This window comes from Nocardia brasiliensis NBRC 14402, assembly GCF_000308475.2.
GTDB classification, from domain to species: domain Bacteria; phylum Actinomycetota; class Actinomycetes; order Mycobacteriales; family Mycobacteriaceae; genus Nocardia; species Nocardia brasiliensis.
Genome location: NZ_BAFT02000006.1, coordinates 18,667 through 43,649 on the forward strand (window position 1 = coordinate 18,667; position 24,983 = coordinate 43,649).

General features: G+C 68.7%; 28 protein-coding genes and 1 pseudogene. 11 read left to right on the forward strand and 18 right to left on the reverse strand.

The features are described 5' to 3' along the window. The first annotated feature begins 171 nt into the window (after positions 1 to 171). The 3 genes from TY25_RS01240 (at position 172) to TY25_RS01250 (ending at position 2,163) form a co-directional block, all read left to right on the forward strand. A complete protein-coding gene (locus tag TY25_RS01240; protein WP_042253426.1) occupies positions 172 to 498 on the forward strand; it encodes a hypothetical protein in 327 nt (108 codons plus the stop codon). Positions 499 to 575: 77 nt separating this feature from the next. After that, entirely contained in the window at positions 576 to 1,496 is a 921-nt protein-coding gene (locus tag TY25_RS01245) for an endonuclease/exonuclease/phosphatase family protein (protein WP_226887179.1), read from the forward strand. Positions 1,497 to 1,578: 82 nt separating this feature from the next. After that, complete coding sequence (locus TY25_RS01250; protein ID WP_042253428.1) at positions 1,579 to 2,163, forward strand: NADPH-dependent FMN reductase; 585 nt, start codon at positions 1,579 to 1,581, stop codon at positions 2,161 to 2,163. Positions 2,164 to 2,188: 25 nt separating this feature from the next. Here TY25_RS01250 and TY25_RS01255 read toward each other — a convergent pair whose 3' ends face one another. The 3 genes from TY25_RS01255 to TY25_RS01265 form a co-directional block, all read right to left on the reverse strand. After that, on the reverse strand, positions 2,189 to 4,057 hold the full coding sequence (locus TY25_RS01255; RefSeq protein WP_042253429.1) for a lipase family protein: 1,869 nt from the start codon (positions 4,055 to 4,057) through the stop codon (positions 2,189 to 2,191). Positions 4,058 to 4,162: 105 nt separating this feature from the next. Next, positions 4,163 to 4,435, reverse strand: coding sequence for a hypothetical protein (locus TY25_RS01260; protein WP_042253430.1), 273 nt, complete (start codon positions 4,433 to 4,435; stop codon positions 4,163 to 4,165). Positions 4,436 to 4,559: 124 nt separating this feature from the next. Beyond that, on the reverse strand, positions 4,560 to 5,468 hold the full coding sequence (locus TY25_RS01265; RefSeq protein WP_146154142.1) for a DMT family transporter: 909 nt from the start codon (positions 5,466 to 5,468) through the stop codon (positions 4,560 to 4,562). 64 nt (positions 5,469 to 5,532) lie between these two features. Between TY25_RS01265 and TY25_RS01270 the strand changes: the two genes are divergently transcribed. After that, positions 5,533 to 6,363: an AraC family transcriptional regulator gene (locus tag TY25_RS01270; RefSeq protein ID WP_201773617.1), complete on the forward strand. Its 831-nt coding sequence runs from the start codon at positions 5,533 to 5,535 to the stop codon at positions 6,361 to 6,363. A 59-nt stretch (positions 6,364 to 6,422) separates the two neighbouring features. On the opposite strand, the gene TY25_RS01275 is transcribed toward TY25_RS01270, so the two are convergent. From TY25_RS01275 to TY25_RS01285, 4 genes and pseudogenes are all read right to left on the reverse strand, one after another. Beyond that, the gene (locus TY25_RS01275) at positions 6,423 to 7,031 is read right to left on the reverse strand and encodes a hypothetical protein (protein WP_226887180.1); all 609 of its coding nucleotides are present in this window, start codon (positions 7,029 to 7,031) and stop codon (positions 6,423 to 6,425) included. A gap of 26 nt (positions 7,032 to 7,057) precedes the next feature. After that, entirely contained in the window at positions 7,058 to 7,510 is a 453-nt protein-coding gene (locus tag TY25_RS43810) for a Rossmann-fold NAD(P)-binding domain-containing protein (protein ID WP_226887554.1), read from the reverse strand. 97 nt (positions 7,511 to 7,607) lie between these two features. Then, a pseudogene (locus TY25_RS43815) lies at positions 7,608 to 7,982 on the reverse strand (SDR family oxidoreductase); the annotation flags it as partial. Between the two features lie 137 nt (positions 7,983 to 8,119). Continuing rightward, positions 8,120 to 8,602, reverse strand: a complete 483-nt coding sequence (locus TY25_RS01285) for a MarR family winged helix-turn-helix transcriptional regulator (RefSeq protein WP_042253436.1) — start codon at positions 8,600 to 8,602, stop codon at positions 8,120 to 8,122. Between the two features lie 74 nt (positions 8,603 to 8,676). On the opposite strand from TY25_RS01285, the gene TY25_RS01290 reads away from it, so the two are divergent. Further along, on the forward strand, positions 8,677 to 10,134 hold the full coding sequence (locus tag TY25_RS01290; protein ID WP_201773618.1) for an MFS transporter: 1,458 nt from the start codon (positions 8,677 to 8,679) through the stop codon (positions 10,132 to 10,134). A gap of 59 nt (positions 10,135 to 10,193) precedes the next feature. On the opposite strand, the gene TY25_RS01295 is transcribed toward TY25_RS01290, so the two are convergent. Next, complete coding sequence (locus tag TY25_RS01295) at positions 10,194 to 11,156, reverse strand: helix-turn-helix transcriptional regulator (protein WP_042253437.1); 963 nt, start codon at positions 11,154 to 11,156, stop codon at positions 10,194 to 10,196. A 96-nt stretch (positions 11,157 to 11,252) separates the two neighbouring features. Here TY25_RS01295 and TY25_RS01300 point away from each other — a divergent pair, with 96 nt between their 5' ends. Continuing rightward, the gene (locus tag TY25_RS01300) at positions 11,253 to 11,900 is read left to right on the forward strand and encodes a TIGR03086 family metal-binding protein (protein ID WP_042253438.1); all 648 of its coding nucleotides are present in this window, start codon (positions 11,253 to 11,255) and stop codon (positions 11,898 to 11,900) included. Between the two features lie 85 nt (positions 11,901 to 11,985). On the opposite strand, the gene TY25_RS01305 is transcribed toward TY25_RS01300, so the two are convergent. From TY25_RS01305 to TY25_RS01330, 6 genes are all read right to left on the reverse strand, one after another. Then, entirely contained in the window at positions 11,986 to 12,921 is a 936-nt protein-coding gene (locus TY25_RS01305; RefSeq protein ID WP_042253494.1) for a glycine betaine ABC transporter substrate-binding protein, read from the reverse strand. 35 nt (positions 12,922 to 12,956) lie between these two features. Continuing rightward, on the reverse strand, positions 12,957 to 13,739 hold the full coding sequence (locus tag TY25_RS01310) for an ABC transporter permease (protein ID WP_042253440.1): 783 nt from the start codon (positions 13,737 to 13,739) through the stop codon (positions 12,957 to 12,959). Further along, the gene (locus TY25_RS01315; RefSeq protein WP_042253441.1) at positions 13,736 to 14,971 is read right to left on the reverse strand and encodes an ABC transporter ATP-binding protein; all 1,236 of its coding nucleotides are present in this window, start codon (positions 14,969 to 14,971) and stop codon (positions 13,736 to 13,738) included. Before TY25_RS01315 ends, TY25_RS01310 begins: the two co-directional genes overlap by 4 nt. Continuing rightward, positions 14,964 to 15,614, reverse strand: coding sequence for an ABC transporter permease (locus TY25_RS01320; RefSeq protein WP_029902126.1), 651 nt, complete (start codon positions 15,612 to 15,614; stop codon positions 14,964 to 14,966). Before TY25_RS01320 ends, TY25_RS01315 begins: the two co-directional genes overlap by 8 nt. A 128-nt stretch (positions 15,615 to 15,742) precedes the next feature. Continuing rightward, on the reverse strand, positions 15,743 to 16,135 hold the full coding sequence (locus TY25_RS01325; RefSeq protein ID WP_042253443.1) for a type II toxin-antitoxin system VapC family toxin: 393 nt from the start codon (positions 16,133 to 16,135) through the stop codon (positions 15,743 to 15,745). Continuing rightward, positions 16,132 to 16,383 carry a type II toxin-antitoxin system VapB family antitoxin gene (locus TY25_RS01330; protein WP_014987995.1) on the reverse strand — a complete coding sequence of 84 codons (252 nt, stop codon included), beginning with the start codon at positions 16,381 to 16,383 and terminating at the stop codon, positions 16,132 to 16,134. The genes TY25_RS01325 and TY25_RS01330 overlap by 4 nt, the downstream gene beginning before the upstream one ends. 149 nt (positions 16,384 to 16,532) lie before the next feature. On the opposite strand from TY25_RS01330, the gene TY25_RS01335 reads away from it, so the two are divergent. The 3 genes from TY25_RS01335 (at position 16,533) to TY25_RS01345 (ending at position 19,429) form a co-directional block, all read left to right on the forward strand. Continuing rightward, on the forward strand, positions 16,533 to 17,150 hold the full coding sequence (locus TY25_RS01335; RefSeq protein ID WP_042253495.1) for a CHAP domain-containing protein: 618 nt from the start codon (positions 16,533 to 16,535) through the stop codon (positions 17,148 to 17,150). 221 nt (positions 17,151 to 17,371) lie between these two features. Beyond that, a complete protein-coding gene (locus tag TY25_RS01340; RefSeq protein ID WP_042253445.1) occupies positions 17,372 to 18,499 on the forward strand; it encodes a hypothetical protein in 1,128 nt (375 codons plus the stop codon). Positions 18,500 to 18,715: 216 nt separating this feature from the next. After that, positions 18,716 to 19,429 carry a DUF1906 domain-containing protein gene (locus TY25_RS01345; RefSeq protein WP_172595716.1) on the forward strand — a complete coding sequence of 238 codons (714 nt, stop codon included), beginning with the start codon at positions 18,716 to 18,718 and terminating at the stop codon, positions 19,427 to 19,429. A gap of 22 nt (positions 19,430 to 19,451) precedes the next feature. On the opposite strand, the gene TY25_RS01350 is transcribed toward TY25_RS01345, so the two are convergent. Both TY25_RS01350 and TY25_RS01355 read right to left on the reverse strand, forming a co-directional pair. Beyond that, positions 19,452 to 19,811: a hypothetical protein gene (locus TY25_RS01350; protein WP_014987991.1), complete on the reverse strand. Its 360-nt coding sequence runs from the start codon at positions 19,809 to 19,811 to the stop codon at positions 19,452 to 19,454. Positions 19,812 to 19,933: 122 nt separating this feature from the next. Next, positions 19,934 to 20,719, reverse strand: a complete 786-nt coding sequence (locus TY25_RS01355) for an Rv1157c family protein (protein WP_029902139.1) — start codon at positions 20,717 to 20,719, stop codon at positions 19,934 to 19,936. Between the two features lie 280 nt (positions 20,720 to 20,999). Between TY25_RS01355 and TY25_RS01360 the strand changes: the two genes are divergently transcribed. After that, the gene (locus tag TY25_RS01360; protein WP_042253497.1) at positions 21,000 to 22,256 is read left to right on the forward strand and encodes a mannosyltransferase; all 1,257 of its coding nucleotides are present in this window, start codon (positions 21,000 to 21,002) and stop codon (positions 22,254 to 22,256) included. Between the two features lie 21 nt (positions 22,257 to 22,277). Here the strand turns inward: TY25_RS01360 and TY25_RS01365 are convergent, their stop codons facing one another. Then, the gene (locus TY25_RS01365; protein WP_042253447.1) at positions 22,278 to 22,574 is read right to left on the reverse strand and encodes a 4a-hydroxytetrahydrobiopterin dehydratase; all 297 of its coding nucleotides are present in this window, start codon (positions 22,572 to 22,574) and stop codon (positions 22,278 to 22,280) included. Positions 22,575 to 22,669: 95 nt separating this feature from the next. Beyond that, entirely contained in the window at positions 22,670 to 22,846 is a 177-nt protein-coding gene (locus TY25_RS43325; RefSeq protein WP_086006248.1) for a hypothetical protein, read from the reverse strand. A 154-nt stretch (positions 22,847 to 23,000) separates the two neighbouring features. Here TY25_RS43325 and typA point away from each other — a divergent pair, with 154 nt between their 5' ends. Beyond that, positions 23,001 to 24,899 carry a translational GTPase TypA gene (gene typA, locus TY25_RS01370; protein WP_042253450.1) on the forward strand — a complete coding sequence of 633 codons (1,899 nt, stop codon included), beginning with the start codon at positions 23,001 to 23,003 and terminating at the stop codon, positions 24,897 to 24,899. The last annotated feature ends 84 nt before the right edge of the window (positions 24,900 to 24,983 follow it).

Below are 24,983 nucleotides of genomic sequence, written 5' to 3' on the forward strand. Positions count from 1 at the left end.
ACGCGAGCGTCGGGTACGACAGTCAAGACTTCGGCTACGGCGACAACCACGGTGATGCCGTCGAGTCCCATTGTGGCGCAACCCAATCCGGGGGCATCGGCGCAGGACACCGCGCGACCGCGCCCGGCCGACAATCGACCACCGGCACCTGGCGGCACGGACAACTGCGGCGTGATCGTGTGCGGTGAGCAGCCGGGCGGCACGGACAATTGCGGCATCATCGTGTGCGGTGAGAATCCGCCGCCCACCGCGGGTGGCACCGACAACTGTGGCGTGATCTTCTGCGGCGCGGTCTGCACGGACCGCTTCGACTACACCGGTGACCCGCGGGCGAAGGACGAGATCAACGCCCTCGCACAGCCGGATGGCAAGTGCCCTGAGCCGATTCGGCCGGTCACCACGTCGCCCGCGCCGCCGGCCACCACGTCGGTGGCACCCACCGCGGTGGCCACGACCTCGCCCGCTCCCGCGGTGACGACGAGCCCGGTGGCGAAGTAGCCGAGGCGGTGGAATCAACACGGAATCCACACAGGATGGACACAACTGCGCAGGTACGCGCGTCTACTGTGTGGGCGGTGCGATGGAAAGCGATTGCGGCCTGGGGCGCGGTTCTGCCAGGTGCGATCTGGGTGGTGGTGCGGATCGGCGGGTTCGACGCCTGGTATCCGATGGTGCAGCTGATCGCCTTCACACCCTATGTGGCGGCGTTGTCGGTGGTGCCGCTGTTGTGGACCGTGCTGCTGCGGCAACGGTATCCGGCGTTGATCGCCGCGGTGACGGCGATCGCGCTGGCCGCGTGTGTGGTTCCGCGTTGGCTGGAGGACGGCGACGCGCTGCGCGGCGCGCGCGGCCCGGAACTGCGCGTCATGTCGGTGAACCTGCTGATGGGCCGGGTGGACCCGGCCCGGTTGGCCGACTTGGCCAGGGACGCCGATGTCGTTGCAGTGCAGGAGTTGACGCCGGAGTTCGCCACCGCCTTCGCGAAGTACTTCCCGCACCGCGTGAGCTATCCCGCCGCGGGCGTCGGCGGTTCGGGCGTCTTCGCTCGAATCCCGTTGCGGGACGCGGGCGTACGGCACAACCCGTGGGGATTCACCCAGGCCATCGCCGAACTCACCGACTACGGCGTGTTCGTCGAGTCCGCGCATCCGGCGGCGCCGTCGAGCCGGGAGGCGATCGAACCGTGGCGGGAGAGCTTTCGTCGCCAGCAGCGCGCCACCCCAGGCGGCCCGCTGCGCATCCTGGCCGGTGACTTCAACGCCACCCTCGACCATTCGGTGATGCGCGACCTGCTGCATTCCGGCTACCGGGACGCGGCCCTGGTGCGCGGTAAGGGATTGTCGGGCACCTGGGGACCTTACGACGGCGACCGGATCCCCCCGGTGACCTTGGACCGAGTCCTCGCCGACAACCGAATCGGCGTCCGCGACCTGCGCATCCTGGACCTTCCCGGCTCGGACCACCGCCCGGTCCTCGCTGTCTTGGTGCTGCCCTGACTCCTGCCTCTCGACTTGACTTCAACCTTTGTTGATGTTCGAAGCTTGCCGTCATCACCCGAACACCTCGAAAGGAATTGTGATGACGGAGAATCCGCTACGGCTGGCAGTGATCATGGGTAGTACCCGGGCGGGGCGGTTCGGGCCGACGGTGGCCAACTGGTTCGTCCGGCGCGCCGAACAGCGGGCCGACGTCGCGGTCGAGTTCATCGATCTGGCGCAGGATCGCTTACCCGCGCACATGTCGCACGAGCCCGAACCGGAAGGGGCCCAGGCGCTGCACTCCGTCGGGTCGCGGCTGACCGCGGCCGACGCGTTCGTCATCGTGACGCCGGAGTACAACCACAGTTACCCGGCGGCACTGAAGAACGCGATCGACTGGCATTTCACCCAGTGGCAGGCCAAGCCGATCGGATTCGTTTCCTACGGTGGCGTTTCCGGCGGCCTGCGCGCCGTGGAACATCTGCGGCACGTCTTCGCCGAGCTGCACGCGGTCACGGTGCGGGACACGGTGAGCTTCCACGGTGCGGCCCAACTCTTCGACGAGACAGGCGAACTCACCGAACCCGCGGCGGCCCAGCTGGCGGCCGACCAGCTGCTCGACCAGATCGTCTGGTGGGGAACGGCTTTGCGCTCGGCCCGCGCCGAGCGCCCGTACGTCGCCTGATCGTCGGCGACGCACCGCGACAGGGTCAGTGTTCGGCGAGCCCGGCGGGCAGCGGCCGGCCACAGGTGCCGGGCGGGGACTGACCCGCCAGGCGCGCGCTGAACCAGTCGAGCACCTTGGGCGCGACGGCCATTTCGTTGTCGTTGTCGTGGCCGACACCGGGATTCCACTGCGTGGTGACGTCGATGCCCGCCGCGCAGTAGCGCTGCGCGAGCGCGGCGGTGAATTTCGCCGGGACCAGCTCGTCGTCGAGACCGTGCGCCAGATACACCGGAATCCCCGGTGGCATGTCCGGTGCGCGGTTCTCCTCGAAGGCTTTTCGCCAAGCGGGATCGGCGAGCGGGTCGCCCTTGAAGTAGTCACCCAGACCGGGAAGCGCGGTGAGCCGGGGTAGCAGCGCGCTGAAAGGTGTTGCGGCACAACCGGCCGCGGCGATCTCGCGATTGCGCAGCGCGGCTTGCGGCGTCAACAGCGCATTGGGATCGAGGTTCGGGTACGCCTTCGGGAACTGGGTGGTGAGGAACGGGACGACGGCCCAGCCATTGACGAGTTGCGGCGGCCGGGCTTGCAGAATGCCCGCGATATCCGAGGCGGCCGCGTTCGCGGCGTCGGCGACCAGGTGCAGTTCGGGCGCATAACCGGGCGTCAGCGCGGCCGCGGCCAACGAGATGAGACCGCCCTGCGAGACCCCGTAGATGACCATGTCGGTGCCCGCGCCGGTGCCCGGCAGGTTGCGGGCGGCGCGGGCGGCGTTCACGGCGTCGCGCCCCTGATCGGCGGTGACCAGGTAGTGCTCGCCGTCGCCGGTGCCCGCCGCACCCGCGTAGTCGCTGGCGGCGACGACCCAGCCGCGTTCGAGTGCGCCGTCCAGCCACGGCCGCATGGTCGAGGCGAAATCGGCTTGCCGGCTCGGCGCGCAGTCGGCGCCGAGACTGACGGTGCCGTGCGTGTAGTTGAGGATGGGCCGGTTCGCGGCCGGCCCGAGCGGTGCGATGACCACGCCGGAGGAGACCGTCGGCCGTCCCTGACCGTCTTGGGACCAGTACAGGAGGCGCCAGCCCTGGCCGCGCACACCGGGCAGCGGCAGCGGCGAAGAACGAATCACCGTGCCGGGGGCGGCGGGGGAAAGTCCTTGTGGCACTGCGTAGAACGCGGCCAGCCGCCCCTGTTCGTCCTGCTGCCGCGCGGCTTGGGTGACGATCGTGCCGTACCAGCCGAGCGCGCCCGCGAGCACGATCAACTGCACACCGACCGACACCGGCCGCCACCAGCGCAGCGTGCTCGCCCGCGGTAGTGGAGCGGTCAGGCGCACGCCGCGCACCACCATTGCCACACCGGTGACCAGCAGCGCCAGAATCGTCCACGCGGTGAAGTCGAGCCCCGTCCGATAGGGCAGCGTCGCGAGGACCGACCCGGCGAGCACCTGCCACCCGGCCAGCGCGGTGGACGAGACGAGCACCTCGTCACGGTGTGCGCCGACGACCAGCTCACAGGTTCCGAGCGCGACGAAGAATGCTCCCGCCCAGACGAAAGCCAGCGATACCGGCATCGATACAGCGGCGACACCGACTACGGCAAAACCTGCGGCCACCAGTGCTTCTGCCGCCAGCGCGCGGCTGAGCCGGGCCAGGCGGCGGGTCCGCGCGTCGGCCGGTGGATCGGGCTTGCGCACCGGTGTCAGCGTGCCGGCCTCCGGTTCCGCCGGTACCGGCCGCGCCCACCACCAACGCCACGCCGCCGACGCACCCAGCGCCACCATCGCGACGGCGACGACCACCCGCCCCGCGCTCAGCGAAACCCCGAAGGGCGAGTACAGCAACGCACCGGCCAGCAGCACAGCCAGCCCGGGTAGCCACCAGACGATGCCGCGCAGGTCCCATTTGCCACCGCTCACCTGTGGCCTCCGTCCCTCGGTTACGTGGCAAAGCTCGTATCCGACAACTCTACGGACGGGGCGGAACCGGTCTATGTGATCTTCGCCGGGTATCTGCCGTGCAGGTCACAGCTGGTGTGCTCGGTACCGGTGCCACCGCCGCCGGGCCCAGGTCCGGGCGGCGGGGCTGAGCGCGAGAATTGGGAGCAGCAGCACGAACCCGACCACTGCGGCGGGAATCATCAGGTAGATGAGCAACTCGCCGAGCACCTGCAGCACGGTGGGAATCGCGAAGGGAACGGCCAGCACCGCCAGGGCGATCGCGAGCGGGTAGGTGCCGCCGGCGGCCGCGGCGATCGCGGCGAATGCGAATCCGGCCGCGAGCACGAGCCCCAGCAAGGCGACGAGATAGTTGTCCCACCACGCGTGTTGTTTCGTAGGAATCGAAGCGCCTCCGTTGTCGTGCCCGACCCAGCCGCAGAGCCTAGCGGCGCCCGGCCTCGTCGACGCCTGGTTCCACGGATCACGTTGCAGGGGATAGGTTCTCGTCCTGGTTCAGCGTCGGCGTCGCGGCCGGGGGCGTCGCCCTGCGGGTGCTCAGCCACGCGCCGACGAGCATCGCCGCCGCGCCCACCGCCTGCACCGGTGCGATCGTCTCGCCGAGCAGGACCCACGCGCAGGCCAAACCGAAGGCGGGTACCAGGAACATCGCCGTGGACGCGGTGGCCGGCCCGACCTGCCCGACCGCGCGGTAGTAGAGCACGTAGGCGAGGGCGGTCGGCAGGATGCCGAGATAGGCCTGGTTGAGCCAGAATCCGAGGCTCAGCTCCGACCACGCGACGGCGGGCAGGACGGGTGCGGCGAGCAGGCCGAGCACCGCGGTGCCCGCGGCGGTGGCATAGACGGTGACGGTGGGCGCGGCATGCCGGGCCAGGATCGGCGCACCCAGCATGGTGTAGCAGGCCCAGCAGGCCGCCGCGGCGACGAAGGCGAGATCGCCGAACAGGCGGTGCCCGCCGGTCGCCGGGATGCCCAGGAAGAACACCACTCCGCCGAGGACCGCGACGGACAGGCCCAGCGCGCCGGACCAGGACAGCCGAGTGCGGCCGAGCGCGCTCAACACCGCGAAGGTGAGCACCGGCGCCGTCATCGGCACGATCACGCTGCCGTCCGCCGCCGGCGCCAGCGACAGGCCCAGGAAGAAGAAGAGGTTGTAGCCGAAGACGCCGATCAGCCCGAGCCCTGCGATGCGGGTGAACTCCGCCGCGGGCAACCGCCTCGGACGCAACACGACGATCAGCACCAGAGTGCCGATCAGGAACCGCAGAAACCCCGCCACCTCGTGCGGCACGTCGTGCACCGCCAGTTTCGAAGAGGCGAACGCGCTGCCCCACAGCGCCATGACCAGCACAAGCATCAATCGAATACGCACGCTGCCGATCTTCGTGCGCCGACCGGGTCGCGGTATTGAACGCTGGTGCGGCGACAATGGTGGGGTGGCGGCGGGTGAATGGGTGACGTACCGGCGGATGCCGGACCGTCCGGTCGAGGTGATGCAGGCGCATTTCGAGCGACACGTCTATCACCTGCACAGCCACGAGACGTACTCGTTCGGGCTCACCAGGTTCGGTGCGCAGAGCTTCGATTGCCGGGGCGCGTCGCGGGTCAGCGCGGCGGGCATGGTGATGGCGTTCAACCCCGACGAGCCGCACGACGGGCACAGCACCACCGAGCTGGGTTTCACCTATTCGATCGTGCACATCGGCACCGAGTTGATCACCGATCTGCTGACCGAACAGACCGCGCGGCCGACCGGCCTGCCGCTGTTCGCCGATCCGGTACTGGACGATCCGCTGCTGTCCCGGGCGCTGTCCAGATTGCATGCGAGCCTTTGGCAGCCCGGTAGCGAGCTGGCGGCGGACGAGGCGCTCGGTGCGACGGTCGCCGCCCTGGTGCGTCGCGGCGCGCGACGTCCGCTGGTGCGGTCGGGCACCGGCGGGGGCGGGGCGGGCGTGGACATCGCCCGCCGGGTGCGCGCCGTGCTCGACGACCGCTACCTCGAGCCGTTGTCCATGGACGATCTCGCCGAGGCGACCGAGTGCAGCCGGTTCGCCCTGTACCGGGCGTTCCGCGCCAATTACGGTCTGGCCCCGAGTGATTACCAGCGGCTGCTCCGGTTGCGTGCCGCGCGCCGGGCGATCGCGGCGGGCCGCCCGGTCGCCGCGGCGGCCGTCGCCGCGGGCTTCGCCGACCAGGCCCATCTCACCCGCTGGTTCCGGCGTTGCTACGGCATCACCCCCGGCGTCTACCTGAGCGCCGCGAGCTGAGCTAGGACCTGTCTCGAAGTTCCATCCGGCGCGTCCACGGTTCGACTTCGAGACAGGGTCTAGACGACGGGTTCGACGGTCGCGCCGGCGAACAGGACGAAATCGGGGGTGTCGGTGAAGTCCGGGGCGGTTTCCTCGCCGACATAGAGGTCGAGGTGGTGCGGGCCGCCGAAGCCCGGGATGAACTCGTCGCCGACGAACCATTCGGCGGACTGGAATCTGGTGCACGCGTCGGCGGCTTCGGGATCGATGATGCCGCAGTCGGTCAGGCGCAGCCGGGTGCCCGGATCGAGTCCGTCGGCGGCGGCGCTGTGAAACGGCCGCAAGATCTCGCCCGCGGCGTCGCGCGGCGCGGAGTCGAGCCAGAAACCGGTGTCGTAGGACCAGTTCAGGTACGTTCCCGCGTGGGCGCCGCTGGTGATCCGGCCGGTGCCCTCTTCCCGCACCGCGGCGATGAAATCCGATGGCAGCAGGCCTATTTCGGCATCGGGATCGGTGCAGTCGGCATCGGCGCAACCGCGCACCGGTTCGCGCGGGCCGTCGTGGTAGGACTCGACCGCGGTGTAGTTCACCGTGACGGTCCAATCGGACCACTCGCCCGCGCCGAAGTTGGCCTCGCAGCCCGCCGCGAGCACCGACACGGCGAGCAACCCCACACCCAGCCTCACGCTCCGATCCTACGGCGACCCCGCGGTCAGGCTGCGCCGAGCCGGAATTCGGCCGCGTGGTCGGTGGCCCACTGCCGGAAGGTGCGCGGCGGCACCCCGGTGATCCGCTCGACGCTGTCGTGCACGACGGAGGTGAACGATGCCAGCGCGGTGGCGCGCAGCGCCATGATCGCATCCGCCAGTTCGGCGGGCACGCCGTGGTCGAGCAGCGCCTGCCGTGCCTGCTCCGGCGCGATCTCGCGGAATTCGAGCTTCCGGCCGAGTACCTCGCCGATGATCGCGGTCTGCTCGCCGGGCGAAAGCGCTTGGGGCCCACTGAGGGTGTAGATCCGCCCCAGGTGCGCGTCGGTGGTCAGCGCGGCCGCGGCGACCGCTGCGATATCGCGCGGATCGATGACGGCGATGCGGCCTTGGCCGTAGGGCGCGTGCACGGCGCCGTATGCGCGGATCGAGCCGGCCCAGTGCAGCGCGTTGGACATGAAGCCCAGCGGGCGGATGATCGTGCACGCCCACCCCGGACGCCCGCACCGCCGCTTCCCCGGCGCGATGCCAGGTGGGGATGGGGTCGGTGGCCGTCTCGTCACCGGCACGACCCGACGACAGCTTCACCAGGCGGCCGACCCCCGCAGCGGCCGCCGCCCCGGCGACCGCGGCGTCGTGCTCGGGAATCGCGGGCCCGGTGGACAGCAGGAAGACGCGGTCGACGTCCCGCATGGCGGCGGCCACGGTAGCCGCGTCGCCCAGCTCGTCGCGGACGACCTCGACGGCGGCGGGCAATCGGGCGGACTCCGGCCGTCTGGTGACCGCTCGCACTTGTTCACCTGCGGCGAGTAGCTGTTCGATCAGGGCCCGGCCGACGGTTCCCGTGGCACCGGTAACGAGAATCATGATGTCGCTTCCTTTTTCGCGGGGCGGGTGCCCGGATCGAGCACGCTGCGCCGGAGCCAGCATCGATCGGCGCCACGATCTGCTCCATTCATTCACCGGTTATCGGTGGAAAAGCTCCATGGTGCGTGCCGATTCGAATGGAATTGCCGTACGGACGAGCTCGTCGGGCCACAGATCCGCCATCCGCGGGCAGCGGCAGGTCAGCGCACCTCGGGTGGGCGGGGCCAGGGGTTGTCCTCGAGGTGTTCGACGGACTGGTTGAAGCGGGCGATGAGTTTGCCGAGCTGATCGATGTCGGTGCCGGGCCAGTCCGCGACCACCGCTCCGATGCCGTCGTGGCTCTGCCTGCGATCGGAGGCCAGCGCTTCCAGTCCTTTACTGCTGGCCCGGATCTTGCGGGCGATACCGCCCCCGGGGTCGGGCACGCGGTCGACCAGCCCCTGCTTGAGCATCGCGGCGACCTGGCGGTTGATCGTGGAGATGTCGAGTTGGAAGGCCTCGGACAACTCGCGCAGGCTCAGCGGGTCGTCGCATTCCAGCCTGGTCAGAATGAGGAAGGCCGAGCGGTCGAGCTGGAAGCCCGGTCTGCGCAGCAGCGACGCGGGGAAGTGCCGGGCGAGCAGGGTCAGCTCGTAGACCAGGCGGGGGAGCGCGGCGTTGTCGGCCGGACCGGAATCGGACATGGCCACACTATGTCGTGTGCGTCACGCCGATATCAAATTGTGCACCATACACATCGTGTGTAGCGTGCACATTCGTGAGTGTTGCTGCCGACGCGTCTTCGACCGTCTCCGATTCCGACGACCGACGGCGTCCGGCGCCGGCCGTGCTGATCGCGACCCTCGGCATGGTCGGTGTCGTCGTCTCGCTCATGCAGACGCTGGTCATCCCGATCATCCCGTCATTGCCCACGCTGCTGGACACCTCGGCGGCCAACGCCTCGTGGGTGGTCACCGCGACCCTGCTGGCCGGCGCGGTGGCGACGCCGATCAGCGGGCGGCTCGGCGACATGTTCGGCAAGCGCCGGGTGCTGTTCGCCAACCTGCTGCTGCTGGTCGCGGGTTCGGTCGTGTGCGCGGCGTTCTCCTCGCTGGTCCCCGAGATCATCGGGCGCTCGCTGCAGGGCGCGGCGGTCGGTGCGATCCCGCTGGGCATCAGCATCATGCGCGACGAACTGCCCGCCGAGAAGGTCGGTTCGGCCATGGCGATCATGAGCGCCACCCTCGGTGTGGGCGGCGCTCTCGGCCTGCCGCTGGCCGCCGCCATCGCGCAGAACGCCGACTGGCACATGCTGTTCTGGACCGCCGCGGGACTCGGTGTCGTCTGTGCCGCACTGGTTTTCGTCTTCGTGCCGGAGTCGCCGGTGCGCACGCCGGCCAAGTTCGATTTCGGTGGCGCGCTCGGTCTGTCGATCGCGTTGCTGGCGTTGCTCATTCCGATCACCAAGGGTGCGGACTGGGGCTGGGCGAGCGCGCCGACGCTGATCCTGTTCGCGGTGTCGGTGGTGGTGTTCCTCGGCTGGGGCGCGTTCGAACTCCGGCAGCGTTCGCCGCTGGTCGACCTGCGGGTCTCGGCGCGGCCGCGGGTGCTGTTCACCAACTTGGCCTCGATCGCGGTGGGCTTCGCGCTCTACGGCATGTCGCTGACCTTCCCGCAGCTGCTGATGGCGCCGGAGCAGACCGGCTACGGCTTCGGTCTGACCATGGTGAACGCCGGATTGGCCTTGGCGCCGACCGGTTTCGTGATGATGCTGCTCTCGCCGGTGTCGGCGCGACTGTCGGCGGCCCGCGGCCCGAAGATCACCCTCGCGCTGGGCGCGGCCGTGATCGCGGCGGGTTACCTGTGCGCCGTGGTGCTGATGAACAGCGTCTGGGAGATCATGGTCGCGTCGATGATCGTCGCGGCGGGCGTCGGCCTGGCCTACGCCGCCATGCCCGCGCTGATCATGGGCGCGGTGCCGATCACCGAGACCGCGGCGGCCAACGGCCTGAACTCGCTGATGCGCTCGGTCGGCACGTCCACCTCCTCGGCCGTGATGAGCGTGGTGCTGGCGCACATGACCATGCAGCTCGGCCCGCACGTGCTGCCTTCACGTGACGGCTTCCACACCACCTTCCTCATCGCGACGGCCGCGGCCATTGTGGCCATCGTGCTCACCGCGCTGATCCCGATGCGCCGGGCGGCCGACGCAGCCACCAAGGTGGGCCACGCCTGAGCCGAACGTCGCCGGGGCCGATTCGAGTTCGCTCGGGTCGGCCCTTTCGTCTGTCCGGTTCAGTCCGGCGGTACAGCCTCGGTGTAGCGGCGAGCGAGGGTGCGGATGTGCGCGACCAGCTCCGGCGGGTCCTCGACGCGGAAGTCCATCATCAGCATGCTGAGGTAGATGGCGATGGTTTCCAGGGCGTCGGCGCCGGTCAGCAGTACGCAGCTGTGCTCGTCGACGGCCTCGACCACGCCGACCGCGGGATTGATTCTGGCGATGACGGTTTCGGCGGAGGCGAGCACCGTGACCCGGGCCTGCACCTGCCAGCCGGTGGTGGCGATATGCCGCATCACGAACGCGACCAGGTCGTCGTCGGGCAGTGCGCGGGCCGCGAACCGACGGCTACCTGCGCTGGCGCGTCGCACCCTGGCGACGGGAATCGCACTCCAGGAATGGGTTTCGAGCAGATAGGCGACGAGGTACCAGCGGCGCTGCCAATTGATCAGCCGGTAGGGCTCGATTTCCCCGGACTGTTCATCCTGCTCCACGACGACGGTGGCGCCGTCCCGGATCGCACTGGCCAGCGTGGTCAGCACCGCGGCCGGAACCGGGGCGTCGGGTTCGCGTGAGCCGGTGGTGGCCGGGCCGATCGCGGTGGCCTCACGGAGCGCGGTCACCTTGCGCTGCAAGCGTTTCGGCAGGATCTGGTCCAGTTTGGCGAGTGCCCGCGTGACGTGGTCGCCGATGTCCGCGATGCCGGTGGCGCCGTCCTCGGCGAGGCCGACGGCCACCGCGACGGCCACCGCCTCGTCGTCGTCGAGCAGCAGTGGCGGCATGGTGGTGCCGCGGCCGAGCCGGTAGCCGCCCACCGACCCGCGTTGCGCCTGCACCGGATAGCCCAGTTCGCGCAGGCGCTGGATGTCGTGGCGCAGCGTGCGATCGGTGATCTGCAAGCGCTCGGCCAGTTCCCGTCCGGTGTGCGCGCGGTCTTGGAGCAGGGCCAGCAAACGCAGTACCCGCACTGTGGTCGGCATCACATTTTTCCCGTGGTCATATTAGGAACAATATTAGCCTAATGGCCGCATAAGCTCATGTCAGAAGCAAGAAACAAGAACTCGAAAGGCTCCGACATGAACGCCACCAACACCGCCGCCGCGACCCTCAGCCCCGTCTGGCGCGCCGTGCTCACCGACTCCTACCGCGCGCTGGCAACCGTCGTCGCCCGCGTCCGCGACGACCAGTGGCAGTTGCCGACCCCCTGCTCGGAATGGAACGTGACCCAGGTGGTGCAGCACGCGGCGGGCGATCAGCTGGCCTTCGCGCAGTTCCTCGGCATCGGCACCGGCCCGGCCTACAACCCCTTCGAGCCGTCGGGCAGCATCGACGGCCCCGCGCAGGCCCTGGTGGACGACGCGATCGAGCAGACGACCACGGCGTGGGCGACGGTCGCCGACGGCACCGAGACCGTGCCGACGCCGCTGCCGCACGGCGCCCTCGCCACCCCGGTGGCCGCCGTGATGTGCGCGCTGGACGCCGCGGTGCATGCCTGGGATATCGCGATCGCCACCGGTCAGCCGTCCCCGCTCACCGACGAACTGGCCGGGCGCCTGCTCACGGCCGCCCGCGCCCTGCACCCCGCGCCGGGCAGCGGCCAGGAAGCCGAGATCGTCGAGCCGCTGCGGCAGTGGGGCGCGTACGCGGCCGTCGTCGACGGCAAGCCGGACGACACCGAGGTCGCCGAACTGCTTCGCTACCTCGGTCGCGACCCGCGGATCTGAACTCGGGCAACAACTTTGATGTCCCGCACGCGGAATCGGTGACGATTTCGTCTGCGGGACATCAAAGTGTTTGTGGCACAGCCTTTCAGCGAGCGGTGACGAAGCCTTGGGCGACCATCCAGTCGCGGGCGACCTCGGCGGGTTCCCGGCCTTCGACGTCGACCTGCCGGTTCAGCTCGGTGATGGCCTCGTTGGTCAGGCGTTTCGAGATCGGCTCCAGGATGGTGGCGACCTCGGGGTGCGCGTCGGCGAAGGACGCGCGCATCACCACGGCCGCGTTGTATTTCGGGAAGAAAGCTCGATCGTCTTGCAGCAGGACCAGATCCAGTGCCGGGATGCGGCCGTCGGTGGCGGCGACGGAACCGAACCGGCACTGTTTGGCGTCGGCGACGGCCTGATAGACGATCGGATCCTGGACGATCTGCTTGCGCACCTTGCCGGTGTCGATGTCGTACTTGCGCGCCATGCCTGGGTATCCGTCCTGGCGCACATTGAATTCGGTGCCGACGCAGGTCGCCGCGGCCTCGGGATCGCTGCCGACCAGTTTCGCGTAGTCCGACAGGGTGCGCACGCCGGTGCGTTGCGCGGTGGCCGAACTCGTCACCAGGGCGTAGGTGTTGTTCATCGGCGCCATGGCCGTCCAGACCATGCCGTGCGCGTCCAGATCGGCCGCGCGCACGGCTTCGAACTGACCGAGCTCGTCCGGGATCGGTTGTTCCTTGCCGAGATAGTTGACCCAGCCGGTGCCGGTGTAGTCGTAAGCCACATCGATCTGGCCGTGCAGTTGCGCGTCGCGCAGACTGTTGGAGCCCTGGATGTTCGTCAGGTCGCGGACCTCCGCGCCCGCCGCGGACATCGCGAATTCGATCAGATAGCCGAGGATGTTCTGCTCGGTGAAGTCCTTGGACCCCACGATGATCCGCACGCCGTCGAGTTCGGGCACGGGCTGGATACTGCCCGGACCGACCCGAAGCGGCACCGCGGCACCGGATTCCAGCCCGCACGCCGCGAGCAGCAGCATCCCGGTCGCGAGCGCCAGGCCCCGCCAGCGCCGGTTCACCGCAGCCCCCTAGGCCCGAGGAACTGTTCGGCGAGCGCGCCGAGCCAGTCGACCAGCAGGGCGAGCGCCACCGCGAGCACGGCGCCGACCACCAGCGTGACGTTGTCGCGCAGCTTGTAGCCGGTATCGATCAAAATGCCGAGACCACCCGCGCTGACCAGGAACGACAGCGTCGCGGTGCCGACGGCGAGCACCAGCGAGGTGCGCAGCCCGGCCAGAATGTAGGGCACCGCGAGCGGAAACTCGATGCGGCGCAACACCGTCGCCGCCGACATGCCCTGACCGCGGCCGGCGTCGATGAGCGTCCGATCCACCTGCTGATAGCCGAGGATCGTGTTGCGCAGCACCGGGAGCAGGGAATAGAACGCGATCGGCGCGACGCCGATCCAGAACCCGGTGGTGCGGGTCGCGAGATAGAACAGCACGATCAGGCCGATCGCGGGCGCGGCCGCGCCGATATTCGCGATGCCGACGAAAAGCGGTGCGACGCGGCGGTATCCAGGTCGGCTGAGCACGGTGCCGAGCGGCACCGCGACCGCGACCACGATCAGCACCACGGTGGCCGTGATCAAGATGTGCTGCCAGGTGACGGTCACGATATTGCCGGTGTTCAGACTCGCCTGCTGAGTGACGGTCAGGTCCCTGGCGAAGGCCCACACCAGCACTCCCGCGGTGAGCAGGACGACGAGCACCGGCTGCGCGATCAACCGGATCCGCTCGGCTCGGCGCTGCGCGGCGGGTCCGGCGACGGTCGGTGCGGTGCCGGTGGTCGCGGTCATGGCGCGTCACCCGCTGCGGGGCCGCCGGTTTCGGGGATTCGGTCGCGGCCGGGGGTGCTGCCGGAGCCGTGTTCGGCCCGCATCGCCGACAGGTGCGCGACCAGGGTATCGATGGTGATCAGCCCGACGTACTCGCCGCGTTTGCCGGTGACCACCGCGTTCGCCGTCTGATCGGCGAGCAGCGCTTCCAGCGCGTCCTGCAGGGTGGAGCGCAGCGACAGCGGCTCGCCGATCGCGAACCCGGTGTCGCGCAACGAGTTCGCGTGCGCCAGATGATCGGTCGAGACCCAGCGCAGCGGCCGCCGCTGCCGGTCCAGGATCAACGCCCAGGGCCAGTCTCGTTCGGCCAGTGCGGTGCGCAGGACATCTACCGGTTCGTCTTCGACGGCGGTCGGGCACTGGGCGAGTTCGGCATCTTGCACCCGCGTGAGCGTCAACTGTTTCAGTGACGCGTCGGCCCCGACGAAGCCGGCCACCGTCTCGTCGGCGGGATCGGCCAGAATCGCCGCGGGGGTGTCGTACTGCAGGATGCGCGAGCGGCTGCCCAGCACGGCGATGCGGTCGCCGAGCTTGACCGCCTCGGTGAAATCGTGCGTGACGAAGACGATGGTCTTGCCCAATTCGCCTTGCAGGCGCAGCAATTCGTCCTGTAGCAGGCCGCGGGTGATCGGGTCTACCGCGCCGAAGGGCTCGTCCATCAGCAGTACGGGCGGGTCGGCCGCGAGCGCGCGGGCCACGCCGACGCGCTGCTGCTGACCGCCGGAGAGCTGACGCGGATAGCGGTGCCGGTAGGTGTCGGGATCGAGGCCGACCAGGTCCAGCATTTCGTCGGTGCGGGCCGTGATCCGCTTACGATCCCAGCCGATCAGTCCGGGTACGGTCGCGACGTTCTTGGCGACCGTCATGTGCGGGAAGAGCCCGGCCTGCTGAATCGAATAGCCGATGCCGCGGCGCAACTGGTCGGCGTCGATCGAGGCGGCATCCCGGCCACCGATCGTGATGGTGCCCGAGGTCGGTTCGATCAACCGGTTGATCATCCGCATGGTGGTGGTCTTGCCGCAGCCGGACGGGCCGACCAGCACGACGATCTCCCCGGCGGGGATCGTCATGGACACCCGGTCGACGGCCGGATCGCGTTGCCCCGGATAGTGTTTGGTGACCGCGTCGAGCACGATCTCCTCGCCGGACACCGCCGTCGAGGCGGTGCCGGAACGGGTTTCGGTGTCAGTCACGGATTCCCCTCGAGGTGGTGAGACGTCCGAGCAGGACGTAGATCCCGTCCAATACCAGTGCGAGCACGACGATCAGGACGGTGCCGACGAGTGCCTGGGGCACCGCGTTCGGGCTGCCGAGACGGCCGAGGCCGGAGAAGATCAGGTTGCCGAGCCCGGGCCCCTTGGCGTAGGCCGCGATGGCCAGGATGCCCATGGACAACTGGGTGCTGACCCGCATACCCGTCAGGATGGCCGGCCAGGCCAGCGGCAGTTCGATGGCGGCGAGCACGCGCAGCCGGTTCATCCCGACGCCGCGCGCCGCGTCGGTGACCGCGGGATCCACCGAGGAGAGCCCGATGATGGTGTTGCGCAGGATCGGCAGCAGCGCGTAGAGCACCAGCGCGGTGATGGTCGGGCCGACGCCGAGGCCGAGAATCGGAATCAGCAGACCGAGCAGGGCGAACGACGGCACGGTGAGAATCGCGCTCGCCAGGGCGGTGGCGAGCGAGGAACCAAGTGGACTGCGGTGCACCAGGATTCCGATGAGCACCGCGACGATCGTCGCCAGCAGCACCGACTGCAACACCGCCGACACATGCAGGTAGGAGTCGATGAGCAGCTGATGTCGCCGGTGTACTACGAAGGTCCACAGCGTGTCCAGGGTCGTACCTCCCCGTCGCCCGGTTTTTCGGACCCTATCGCGGATTCCCGTCCGAGGGAGGGAAATACGGGCGGCGTGGCGGGTGGTGCGGCGGATCGGGCCGCCGCACCACCCAATTCAGCGAGACGTCAGACCGCGGATCTGATGTCGGTGTGCACGAAGTCGTTGCCCTTGTAGAGCAGCGGCTCCTTGGTGACGGTGGCGAGTGCGTAGGCGAAGCAGTCGCCGAGGTTGAGCTGGGCGGGATGCCCACTGCCCTTGCCGAAATCGCGGTAGGCGGCGCGGGCGATCGCTGCCTGCTCGAGTGACACCGGAACGAGCTCGATACCTGCTCGTTCCATCAGTTGTTCGGTGCGTCGTGCAAGCACCGGATTCGGGTGACGGTCGACCTTGATGGCCACCTCGAAATGGTTGACCACCGACATCGAGATGCCTCTGGTCGAGCCCAGAATCTTGGTGAACGAATCGGATTCGGGTTCGCCGTTGACGATGGCGAGCAGGGCGGACGCATCCACGATCATGCGGGCAGCCCCTCGTCATCGTAGAGATCGTCGGTGGTCAAGGGTGGATAGCCGGACTCCCGCACGATGGCGTGCATATCCGCCGAGATGGTCCGTAGATCGTCGAGCACAGTTTCGTGCTCGGCATCGAGTTCTTTCAACATGCGTTTCAGTGCCTCCTCGATTACGCCGGTTTGCGTCATCCCCGTCCGCTCCGCTGCTTCACGCACCAAGGCGTGCACCTGTTCGTTCTTGATGTTCAGTCCCATATCTACCATCCTGTACCGGGGTGGTAGAAATCTACATCAGCCGCCGGGGCGAGGGCAAATCGTTTTTCGCCGGGAACCGTTCGGTCCGCCCGTTCGTAGAATTCGGCAAGGGTCCCGAACGACGGGACCGCGACGAACCGGGGGAATTGATGTCCGAACAGCCGATCGGTGCCGTCCATCGACGCGGGCGTGCCCGGGGCCGACTGGTAGCGGCGGTACTCGCCGCCGCGCTGGTGGCCGCGGGCGTGGTCGGTGTGTGGTGGTGGCAGGACCGCACGCATCCGCCCGCGATCGCGGGCGAGCGGCTCACCGCGTTCCCCGCGATCGATCGTTCGGCTCTCGATCCGGCGCAAGCCCGGGTGATCGCGGTGGCGGAGCGGGAATTCCGGTCGCCGGGCGCGGGGGAGAAGTATGCCGAGGGGGTGCGGGAACCGTGGTGTGCCGACTTCGTCAGCTGGGTGATGCGCGAGTCGGGCGTACCGCTGGCCAACCCGAATTCGAGTTCGTGGCGAATCCCCGGCGTCTACACCCTGCAGGAGTTCTACGCGGGCACTGACCGATTCGTCCGTTTCGGCGACTATCGGCCGCGCACCGGTGACGTGATCCTCTACAGCGATGCCAGCCCGTTCAACCAGCACACCAACATCGTGCTGAAGTCCGACGCGGACACCGTGACGACGTTGGGCGGCAACGAGTTCGGTGAAATCGGCCTGCACACGTTCCGGCTCGCGGAGGTGCCGGGGATCGTCGGATTCGGGCGGCTGTGAACGCCGCCGCGGTCACCGCGCGGCAACAGGCATTCCAGCAGGTGCGCAATTAGTTCTACGATAGAAGCGGCGGCGCCCGGCAGCGCCGTCGCCGATCCCCGCCCTGTCTCCCCCTCATCGACAGGACGGGGATCTCGGGTTCAGCCGCGCGCAAGTTCCGGGCAATGTCGGTCGCGTACCGTGTCGGATGTCCATCGAGTGGTGAGGTTCCGGAACAACTGATGCAGCCGACCGACGAAACGAGCAGCGATCCCGAGTGGATCGACTACGCCGCCTTCGGCGAGCGCTTCGTCACGCACGCGGTGACGAAGGACCGGGTCGAGGCCGCGGTGGCCGGCGTGACCGGGCGCGGCATGACGATCGGGCCGTTCTCCCTCGGTCCGGCCGGGCTCGCCGGGTTCGTCGCCGAGGGCAAGGTCGGTACACCGGAGGTGGTGCACAGCGGCCCCGATGTCACGTTCGAGGTCACCGTGCCGGTGTCGTTGGCGCTGAAGGTGATGCTGGGCGGTAAGAAGCTGCGGCTCGAGGCCCGCGTCGAGGTCGACCTGACCCTGCACGCGCGCACCGCCGACCCGCTGCTGATCGTCATCGACATCCCGCCGATCACCCAGCGCGACATCAGCTTCGTGCTGCGGGCCCAGGCCGAGGATTCGGCGTTGGAAATGCTGCTCGATCCGATCGCGGGCCTCGTGCAGCGGGAGGTCGCGTCCCGGGTGAACGGCATGCTCGCCGATCCGCAGGCCCGTCGCGCGCGCGTGTTCGACGTGGAAGCGCTGGTGAGCGGAACCCGGTCCGAGTATCGGGAACAGGCCGAATTCGACTGGATCGGCTACGACGAATTCGGGCACCGCTTCTTCTCCCGCATTGTCACCCGCGATCGTGTGCTGCACGTGGTGGAAAAGATGGCGGGACGGCCGATCGAGGTCGGCCCGCTCAAGACCGGGCCGCGCAACGCGGCGACCGTCACCGTGCGCGGGGCCATCCGGGTGCCGCAGCTGGCCGACAAAGCCGACACGCCACGGGCTTTCGACCTGACGCTGCCGGTCAGCCTGGACATCACCGTCGACGTGCTCAAGGCCAACCGCTACCGCGCCGACGTCGAGGTGCCGCTGGTGCTGACGGCGCGCGCCGCCGATCCGTTGCTCGTGATCATCGACGTGCCGCCGCCGGATCGGGACGAGATCCGGCTGGAGTTCAAGGCGCACGGCGTACGCGCGGCCACGCTCGGCGCCCTGGCCGGCATCAAGAAGCAGGTCATCGCGCAGGTCGCCGGGGTTGTCGGCAAGGAGCTGGCAGACAGCTCCGGCCGGACCATCGACGTCGCGGCCCGCATCGACGGCACCGCGTAACCCCGGGCCGGTCCATTCGGGCGTGTGACCAATGTGAACAGCTGTGTCCCGTGGGTCTAGCGGTTCCCAAGTGATTGTGGTGAAATGAGTGCACGTTCGAGGCTCCCGGCGCGCGCGTAAAGGTATGGGGAAGGTGCGCCGGGCCGGCTGCGACGCCTGCGAAGGGCCGATTGAGCACTGCCATCCATGGTCGGGGTTGCGCGAAGGAGTCCTGCGATGCGTTCGATGTCTCTGTCCCGCCGCCGCTTGTTCGGCTATGCCGCCGCCACGGCCGCACTCGGGGTGACCGCGGCTGCCGCGCCCGCCGCCGCACGGCAATCGCTCGGCACGCTGATCGACTATTCAGGCGGCGTGCCCTCGGCTCAGGGGATCAAGGAGGCCGGGCATCTCGGCGTGATCCGCTACGTCTCGGATCGCCGCCCCGGCGCGGAATGGATGATCGGTAAACCGTTGCTGGCCAACGAGGTCGACCAGCTGCACAACGCCGGACTGCACATCGTGTCCTGCTACCAGTTCGGCAAGGGGCCGACCGCGGACTGGCGGGGCGGCTTCGACGCCGGGATCAAGCACGCACAGCGTGGGCTCGAACTGCACCGCGCCGCAGGCGGTCCCGAGGGCGTGCCGATCTACGCGTCGATCGACGACAATCCGGATCCGGTCGAGTTCACCACGATGATCGCGCCCTACCTGCTCGGCTGGCAGGAGGTGCTCGGCCGCGAGAACACCGGCATGTACGCCAATGCGCCGACCATCGAGCTGGCCACGGCCGCAGGCCTGGCCACCTATTACTGGCAGCACAATTGGGGCACGCCGAAGGGCTTCGTGCACCCCGCCGCCGACCTGCACCAGTTCGAGATCGACAAGCGTTCGCTGGACGGCATCGGCATCGACCTGAACAACATCCTGCACGACGACTTCGGCCAGTGGTGAGCAGCTACGCGCTAGACCCTGTCTAGGTCTGGCTGTGGGTGACCGGTGCGACGCGCAGGTCCGGTTCGTCGTCGGGGACGACGCGCAGCGCGGGGCGGGTGTCGGGCGCTTCGTGGTCGCCCAGCCAGGAGAACAGTGACCAGCGCGAGAGCCCGGAGAACGCCGAGCCGAGACTGGTGAACGAGAACGAGGAGAGCGCCGACCCGAACGAACCCACCGACCCGATCGAGAGCACCGAGCCGACACTGCCGATCGACAGGATCGAGTAGGCCGAGCCGATGGAGAGTATGGAGCCCTCGGACCGGAAGGACAGGATCGATCGATGGGAGCGCCTGCTCCGAATCGAGTGGCCGGGCCGTATCGAGTGTTCGATCGTCGCCATAGTTAGCGGTCTACCACAACCGCCGAGCACGCACAGGTCATCGCGGCGTTTCGCTACCGGGTTGGCACGGGAACGACAAAGGCGGCGTCCCGAATGGGCCGCCGCCTTCGTGCTCGGAAAACCTATGCCACGGTGAAGAAGCCCAGGGTGGGCAGGAACGAGCAGGTGCGCGGTTCCGCGTCGGCGGCCTGGGTGGTCAGCGAACCGGAGATCACCGCGACGATCCGGCCCGCGCCGGTGTCGGCGATCGCGGACAGGGTGGCCGGGCCGCCCGGGTTGATCTTGGCCTCGTCGGTCAGCGGCAGGATGCCGGACTGGCGGGTGTCCAGGTTCATCCACTGCACCGACATCGGCGGATTCTGTTCCGGCGTCGGCGATTTGGTGCCGAGCGCGGTGAACACGAAGCCGGCCTGGCCTGCCTTCGGTCCGGGCGGCGGCAGCTGCGCGGGGCCCGCGACGGCGAGTGCGGTACCGACCGAGTCGGCGGTCGGGCCGATGCAGCCCTTGCCGATGGTCGGGTACAGGAACTGGGCGATGACCGGGCCCTCCTGCGGCAGTTCGGGGCCACCGCCGCCGCTGCCGTCCAGGAAGGTGATGATCCGCTCCAGCGTGGACTTGATCTGCGGGGGCAGGCCCAGCGTCGCCAGCAGCCTGCGGGCCTGATCGAGGATGGCCGACTGCGGACCGGCCGCGATATCGGCGGGCCCGGCGATCGAGCCGACGATGGCAGGGGCCAGGGCGGCGAGCGCGTCGACCGGGACGCCCTCGGGGACCATGGGCACGGCGTTCGGAGTCGCCGCAGGCGCGGGCGCGGGCGCGGCGACTGCTGTCGTCGGCGCGGCAAGCGTGGCGCTCACCGCAATGGCGAGCGCGGACAATGCGATCCGCGATCCTCGGGTGCGAAGCACTGGTCTAGCCGTCCTTACCTCGGGTACATCTGGGTCGATGCTGAAAAGCCATCGTTTCGGGGGTCACTCTAGGGACATCACGGCTATGTGTACAGCGGCAGTGCCCTACAGGTCGTGCGGACGATCAGTGATATCAGACGGTAGCGCGTGAAGGATGTTACTGGTGTGAAAGGTGATGTAAATGTTATCAGTGATTCGAGGTCGGAGCAGCACGGATCGACGCTGCGGTTAATCTAATCCGAGCCATCCGTTCTTGTCGCCGAACACCCGCATCGTGCGAGTGTCGGGCCGACGCACCGCACCCGAGTCGAAAGCCTGCGATTTGAACCGTCACCTTCGATGGGCCGTGCTCGCGCTCGGCCTGTCCGTGTTGGCCAGGCTGTGCTGGATGTTGTTCACCGAGAACGGAAGCAACGTCGTCGACCTGCACGTCTACGTGGACGGTTCGGCCGCGCTGCTGACCGATCGGCTCTACGACTTCACCTACGCGGAGAAGACGCCGGACTTCCCGCTGCCGTTCACCTATCCGCCCTTCGCCGCGCTTGTCTTCTTCCCGCTGCACTATCTGCCCTTCGGCGTCGTCTCGGTGGGCTGGCTGCTGGCCACCGTCGCCGCGCTCTACGGCGTGGTGCGCATCGCGATCGAGCTGATCCTCGGCGCGGAGCGCGCCCGCGAGTGGCAGATCGGCGTGGTCGGCTGGACCGCGGTCGGGGTGTGGATGGAGCCGGTGCGGACCACCATCGACTACGGCCAGGTCAACGTGTTCCTGGTGCTCGGCGCGATGCTCGCGGTGCGCAGTTCGCGCTGGTGGATCTCGGGTGGTCTGGTCGGCATCGTCGCCGGGATCAAGCTGACCCCGGCGATCAGCGGCCTCTATTTCGTCGCGCGCAGGCGCTGGGCCAGCGTGGTCTGCTCGGCGCTGGTGTTCGGGGCGACGGTCGGGCTCAGTTTCCTGATCGCGCCACACGAGGCGCGGCGCTACTTCGGCACCCTGCTCGGCGACGCCGATCGGATCGGGCCGGTCGGCTCGGTGTGGAATCAGTCGCTGCGTGGCGCGATGAGCCGAATCCTCGGCTACGACGTGCAATCCGGGCCGTGGTGGCTGGCGGGGGTGCTGGTCGTCGCGGTGCTGGCGTTCCTGGCGTGGCGGGCGCTCGCGCCGGACGACCGGATGGGCACGCTGGTGCTCGTGCAGTTCTTCGGGCTGCTCGTCTCGCCGATTTCCTGGTCGCACCACTGGGTCTGGCTGGTGCCGACGGTGCTGTGGCTGCTGTACGGGCCGCTGCGGGAGGTCCGGGGCGCCAAGCTCATCGCGGGCTACTGGCTGGTGACCACGCTCACCGGCGTGCCGTGGGTGCTGTCGTTCTTCCAGGATTCGATCTGGACCATTCCCCGCCCGGCCGTGCTGGCCTGGCTCGGCACGGTGAATGTGTTCGGCGCGTTGGTGTTGTTCGGCTGGGTCATCTGGACGGGGCGCGGCCGGACGAAGCAGGCGCCGGCGGTGACGACGGCCGAAGGCCAGGCGCGCGCCGCGTAGCCACGGCGCGCGCCCGCGGTCTCAGCCGAGTTCGCCCGCCAGCCGATCGATCTCGCGTGCGAGCTCGATGTCCAGCACGGTGAGCCCGCCGGAATCGTGGGTGGACAGCGCGAAGGTCACTTTGCGCCAGCGGATGTCGATATCGGGATGATGGTTGGCGTCCTCGGCCGCCGTCGCGACCTGCCGGACGAGTTCGATGCCCGCGAGGAAGCTGGGCGCTTGCACGGTACGGCTGATGACGGCACCGTCTCTGGACCATTCGGGGAGTCCGGTCAGGGCCTCGGCGAGTTCGGTCTCGGTCAGCAATGGCTTGCTCATAACCCGGTTCTACTCCTGTGCGCGAAGTGATGTCCGTCATTGCCGGACAGACCGGGTGCGACGCGGTGGGCGAGGCGGCCGAACCCCGGTCAGGGTCAGGCGGCGCGTGCCACCTTCAGCGCCTTTTTCAGGTCTTTACCGCAGATGCCTGCGGCTTCGCACTTCTTCATCCGCATAATGACCACAGGGCATTTCAGGCAGCGCGTCTTCTTGCGACAGCACTTCTTCTTGGGTTTCAGGCGCGAAACCTGCTTTGCTTTGACCTTGCCCACGCCGGTTAGCATACCCTAAGTCGAGTGCCTGAAACTCTGCGGTGAGCCGGACACAGGTACTGTATAGACGGCCGCAATGCCCGGTGAGTTTCGATTCTCCACCTGTTTGCAGGGGGTCGGCCGGTACCTACACCTAACAGCAGGAGGATTCAGCGTGTCGTCTGCGCGCGATTTTCGCAACGTCGCCATCGTGGCCCACGTCGACCACGGTAAGACGACGCTGGTCGACGCGATGCTCCGGCAATCCGGCGCGTTCGCCGAGCGAGCCGAACTCGTCGACCGCGTGATGGACTCCGGTGACCTGGAACGCGAGAAGGGCATCACCATTCTCGCCAAGAACACCGCGGTGCACCGGCACCACCCGGACGGCTCGGTCACCGTGATCAACGTCATCGACACCCCCGGGCACGCCGACTTCGGCGGCGAGGTCGAGCGTGGCCTGTCCATGGTCGACGGTGTCGTGCTGCTGGTCGACGCCTCCGAGGGCCCGCTGCCGCAGACCCGGTTCGTGCTGCGCAAGGCGCTCGCCGCGTCGCTGCCGGTGATCCTGGTCGTCAACAAGACCGACCGCCCGGACGCGCGGATCGAAGAGGTCGTCGAGGAGAGCCACGACCTGCTGCTCGACCTGGCCTCCGACCTGGACGACGCCGCCGCCGAGGCCGCCGAACTGGCCCTGGACCTGCCGGTGCTCTACGCCTCCGGCCGAGAGGGCAAGGCGTCGAAGGAGCGTCCGGAGAACGGCAACGCGCCTGACGCGGAGAACCTCGACGCGCTGTTCGACGTGCTGATGGAGAACATCCCGGCGCCCAAGGGCGATCCGGCCGCGCCGCTGCAGGCGCACGTCACCAACCTGGACGCCTCCGCGTTCCTCGGCCGCCTCGCGCTGGTCCGGATCTACAGCGGCGAGCTGCGCAAGGGACAGAACGTCGCGTGGATGCACGCCGACGGCGTCAAGCAGGTGAAGATCACCGAGCTGCTGCAGACCATCGGCGTCGAGCGCCAGCCCGGCGAACTCGCCGTGGCGGGCGATATCGTCGCCATCGCGGGCATCCCGGAGATCATGATCGGCGATACCCTCGCCGACCTGGAGAATCCCGTCGCGCTGCCGCGGATCACGGTCGACGAGCCGGCCATCTCGGTGACCATCGGCACCAACACCTCGCCGCTGGTCGGCCGGGTGCAGGGGCACAAGCTCACCGCGCGCATGGTGAAGTCGCGCCTGGACCAGGAACTGGTCGGCAACGTGTCGCTGCGCGTGCTCGACATCGGCCGCCCGGATGCCTGGGAGGTGCAGGGCCGTGGTGAGCTGGCGCTGGCCATCCTGGTCGAGCAGATGCGCCGCGAGGGCTTCGAGCTGACCGTCGGCAAGCCGCAGGTGGTCACCAAGCAGGTCGACGGCAAGGTGCACGAGCCCTACGAGGAGCTCACCATCGACTGCCCCGACGAGTACCTCGGCGCGATCACCCAGCTGCTCGCCGCCCGCAAGGGCAAGATGGTCCAGATGACCAACCACAGCGCGGGCTGGGTGCGGATGGAATTCATCGTTCCCTCGCGTGGTCTGATCGGTTTCCGCACCGACTTCCTCACCGAGACCCGCGGCACCGGCATCGCCAACGCGGTCTCGCACGGCTACGCGCCCTGGGCGGGCGAGATCCGGGCCCGGCACACCGGCTCGCTGGTCTCCGACCGCGCGGGCACCGTCACCCCGTTCGCGATGATCCAGCTCGCCGACCGCGGGCAGTTCTTCGTCGAGCCGGGCGCGGACACCTACGAGGGCATGGTCGTCGGCATCAACCCGCGCGCCGAGGACCTGGACATCAACGTCACCCGCGAGAAGAAGCTGACCAATATGCGTAGCTCCACCGCCGACGTGATGGAGACCCTGGCCAAGCCGCTGCAGCTCGATCTGGAAGGCGCGATGGAGTTCTGCGCCGGCGACGAGTGCGTCGAGGTCACCCCCGAGGTGGTCCGGGTGCGCAAGGTGGTGCTCGGCGCGACCGAGCGCGCCCGTGACCTGTCCCGCCGCAAGGCGCGGGACCGCGCCGCGCTGTAATCGTTTCCCGGGCAACGGGATTCCGGCCGCCGCGGCACGCCTGCGGCCGCCGGAATCCCGCGCCCGAATACCGTCGCGGGATTT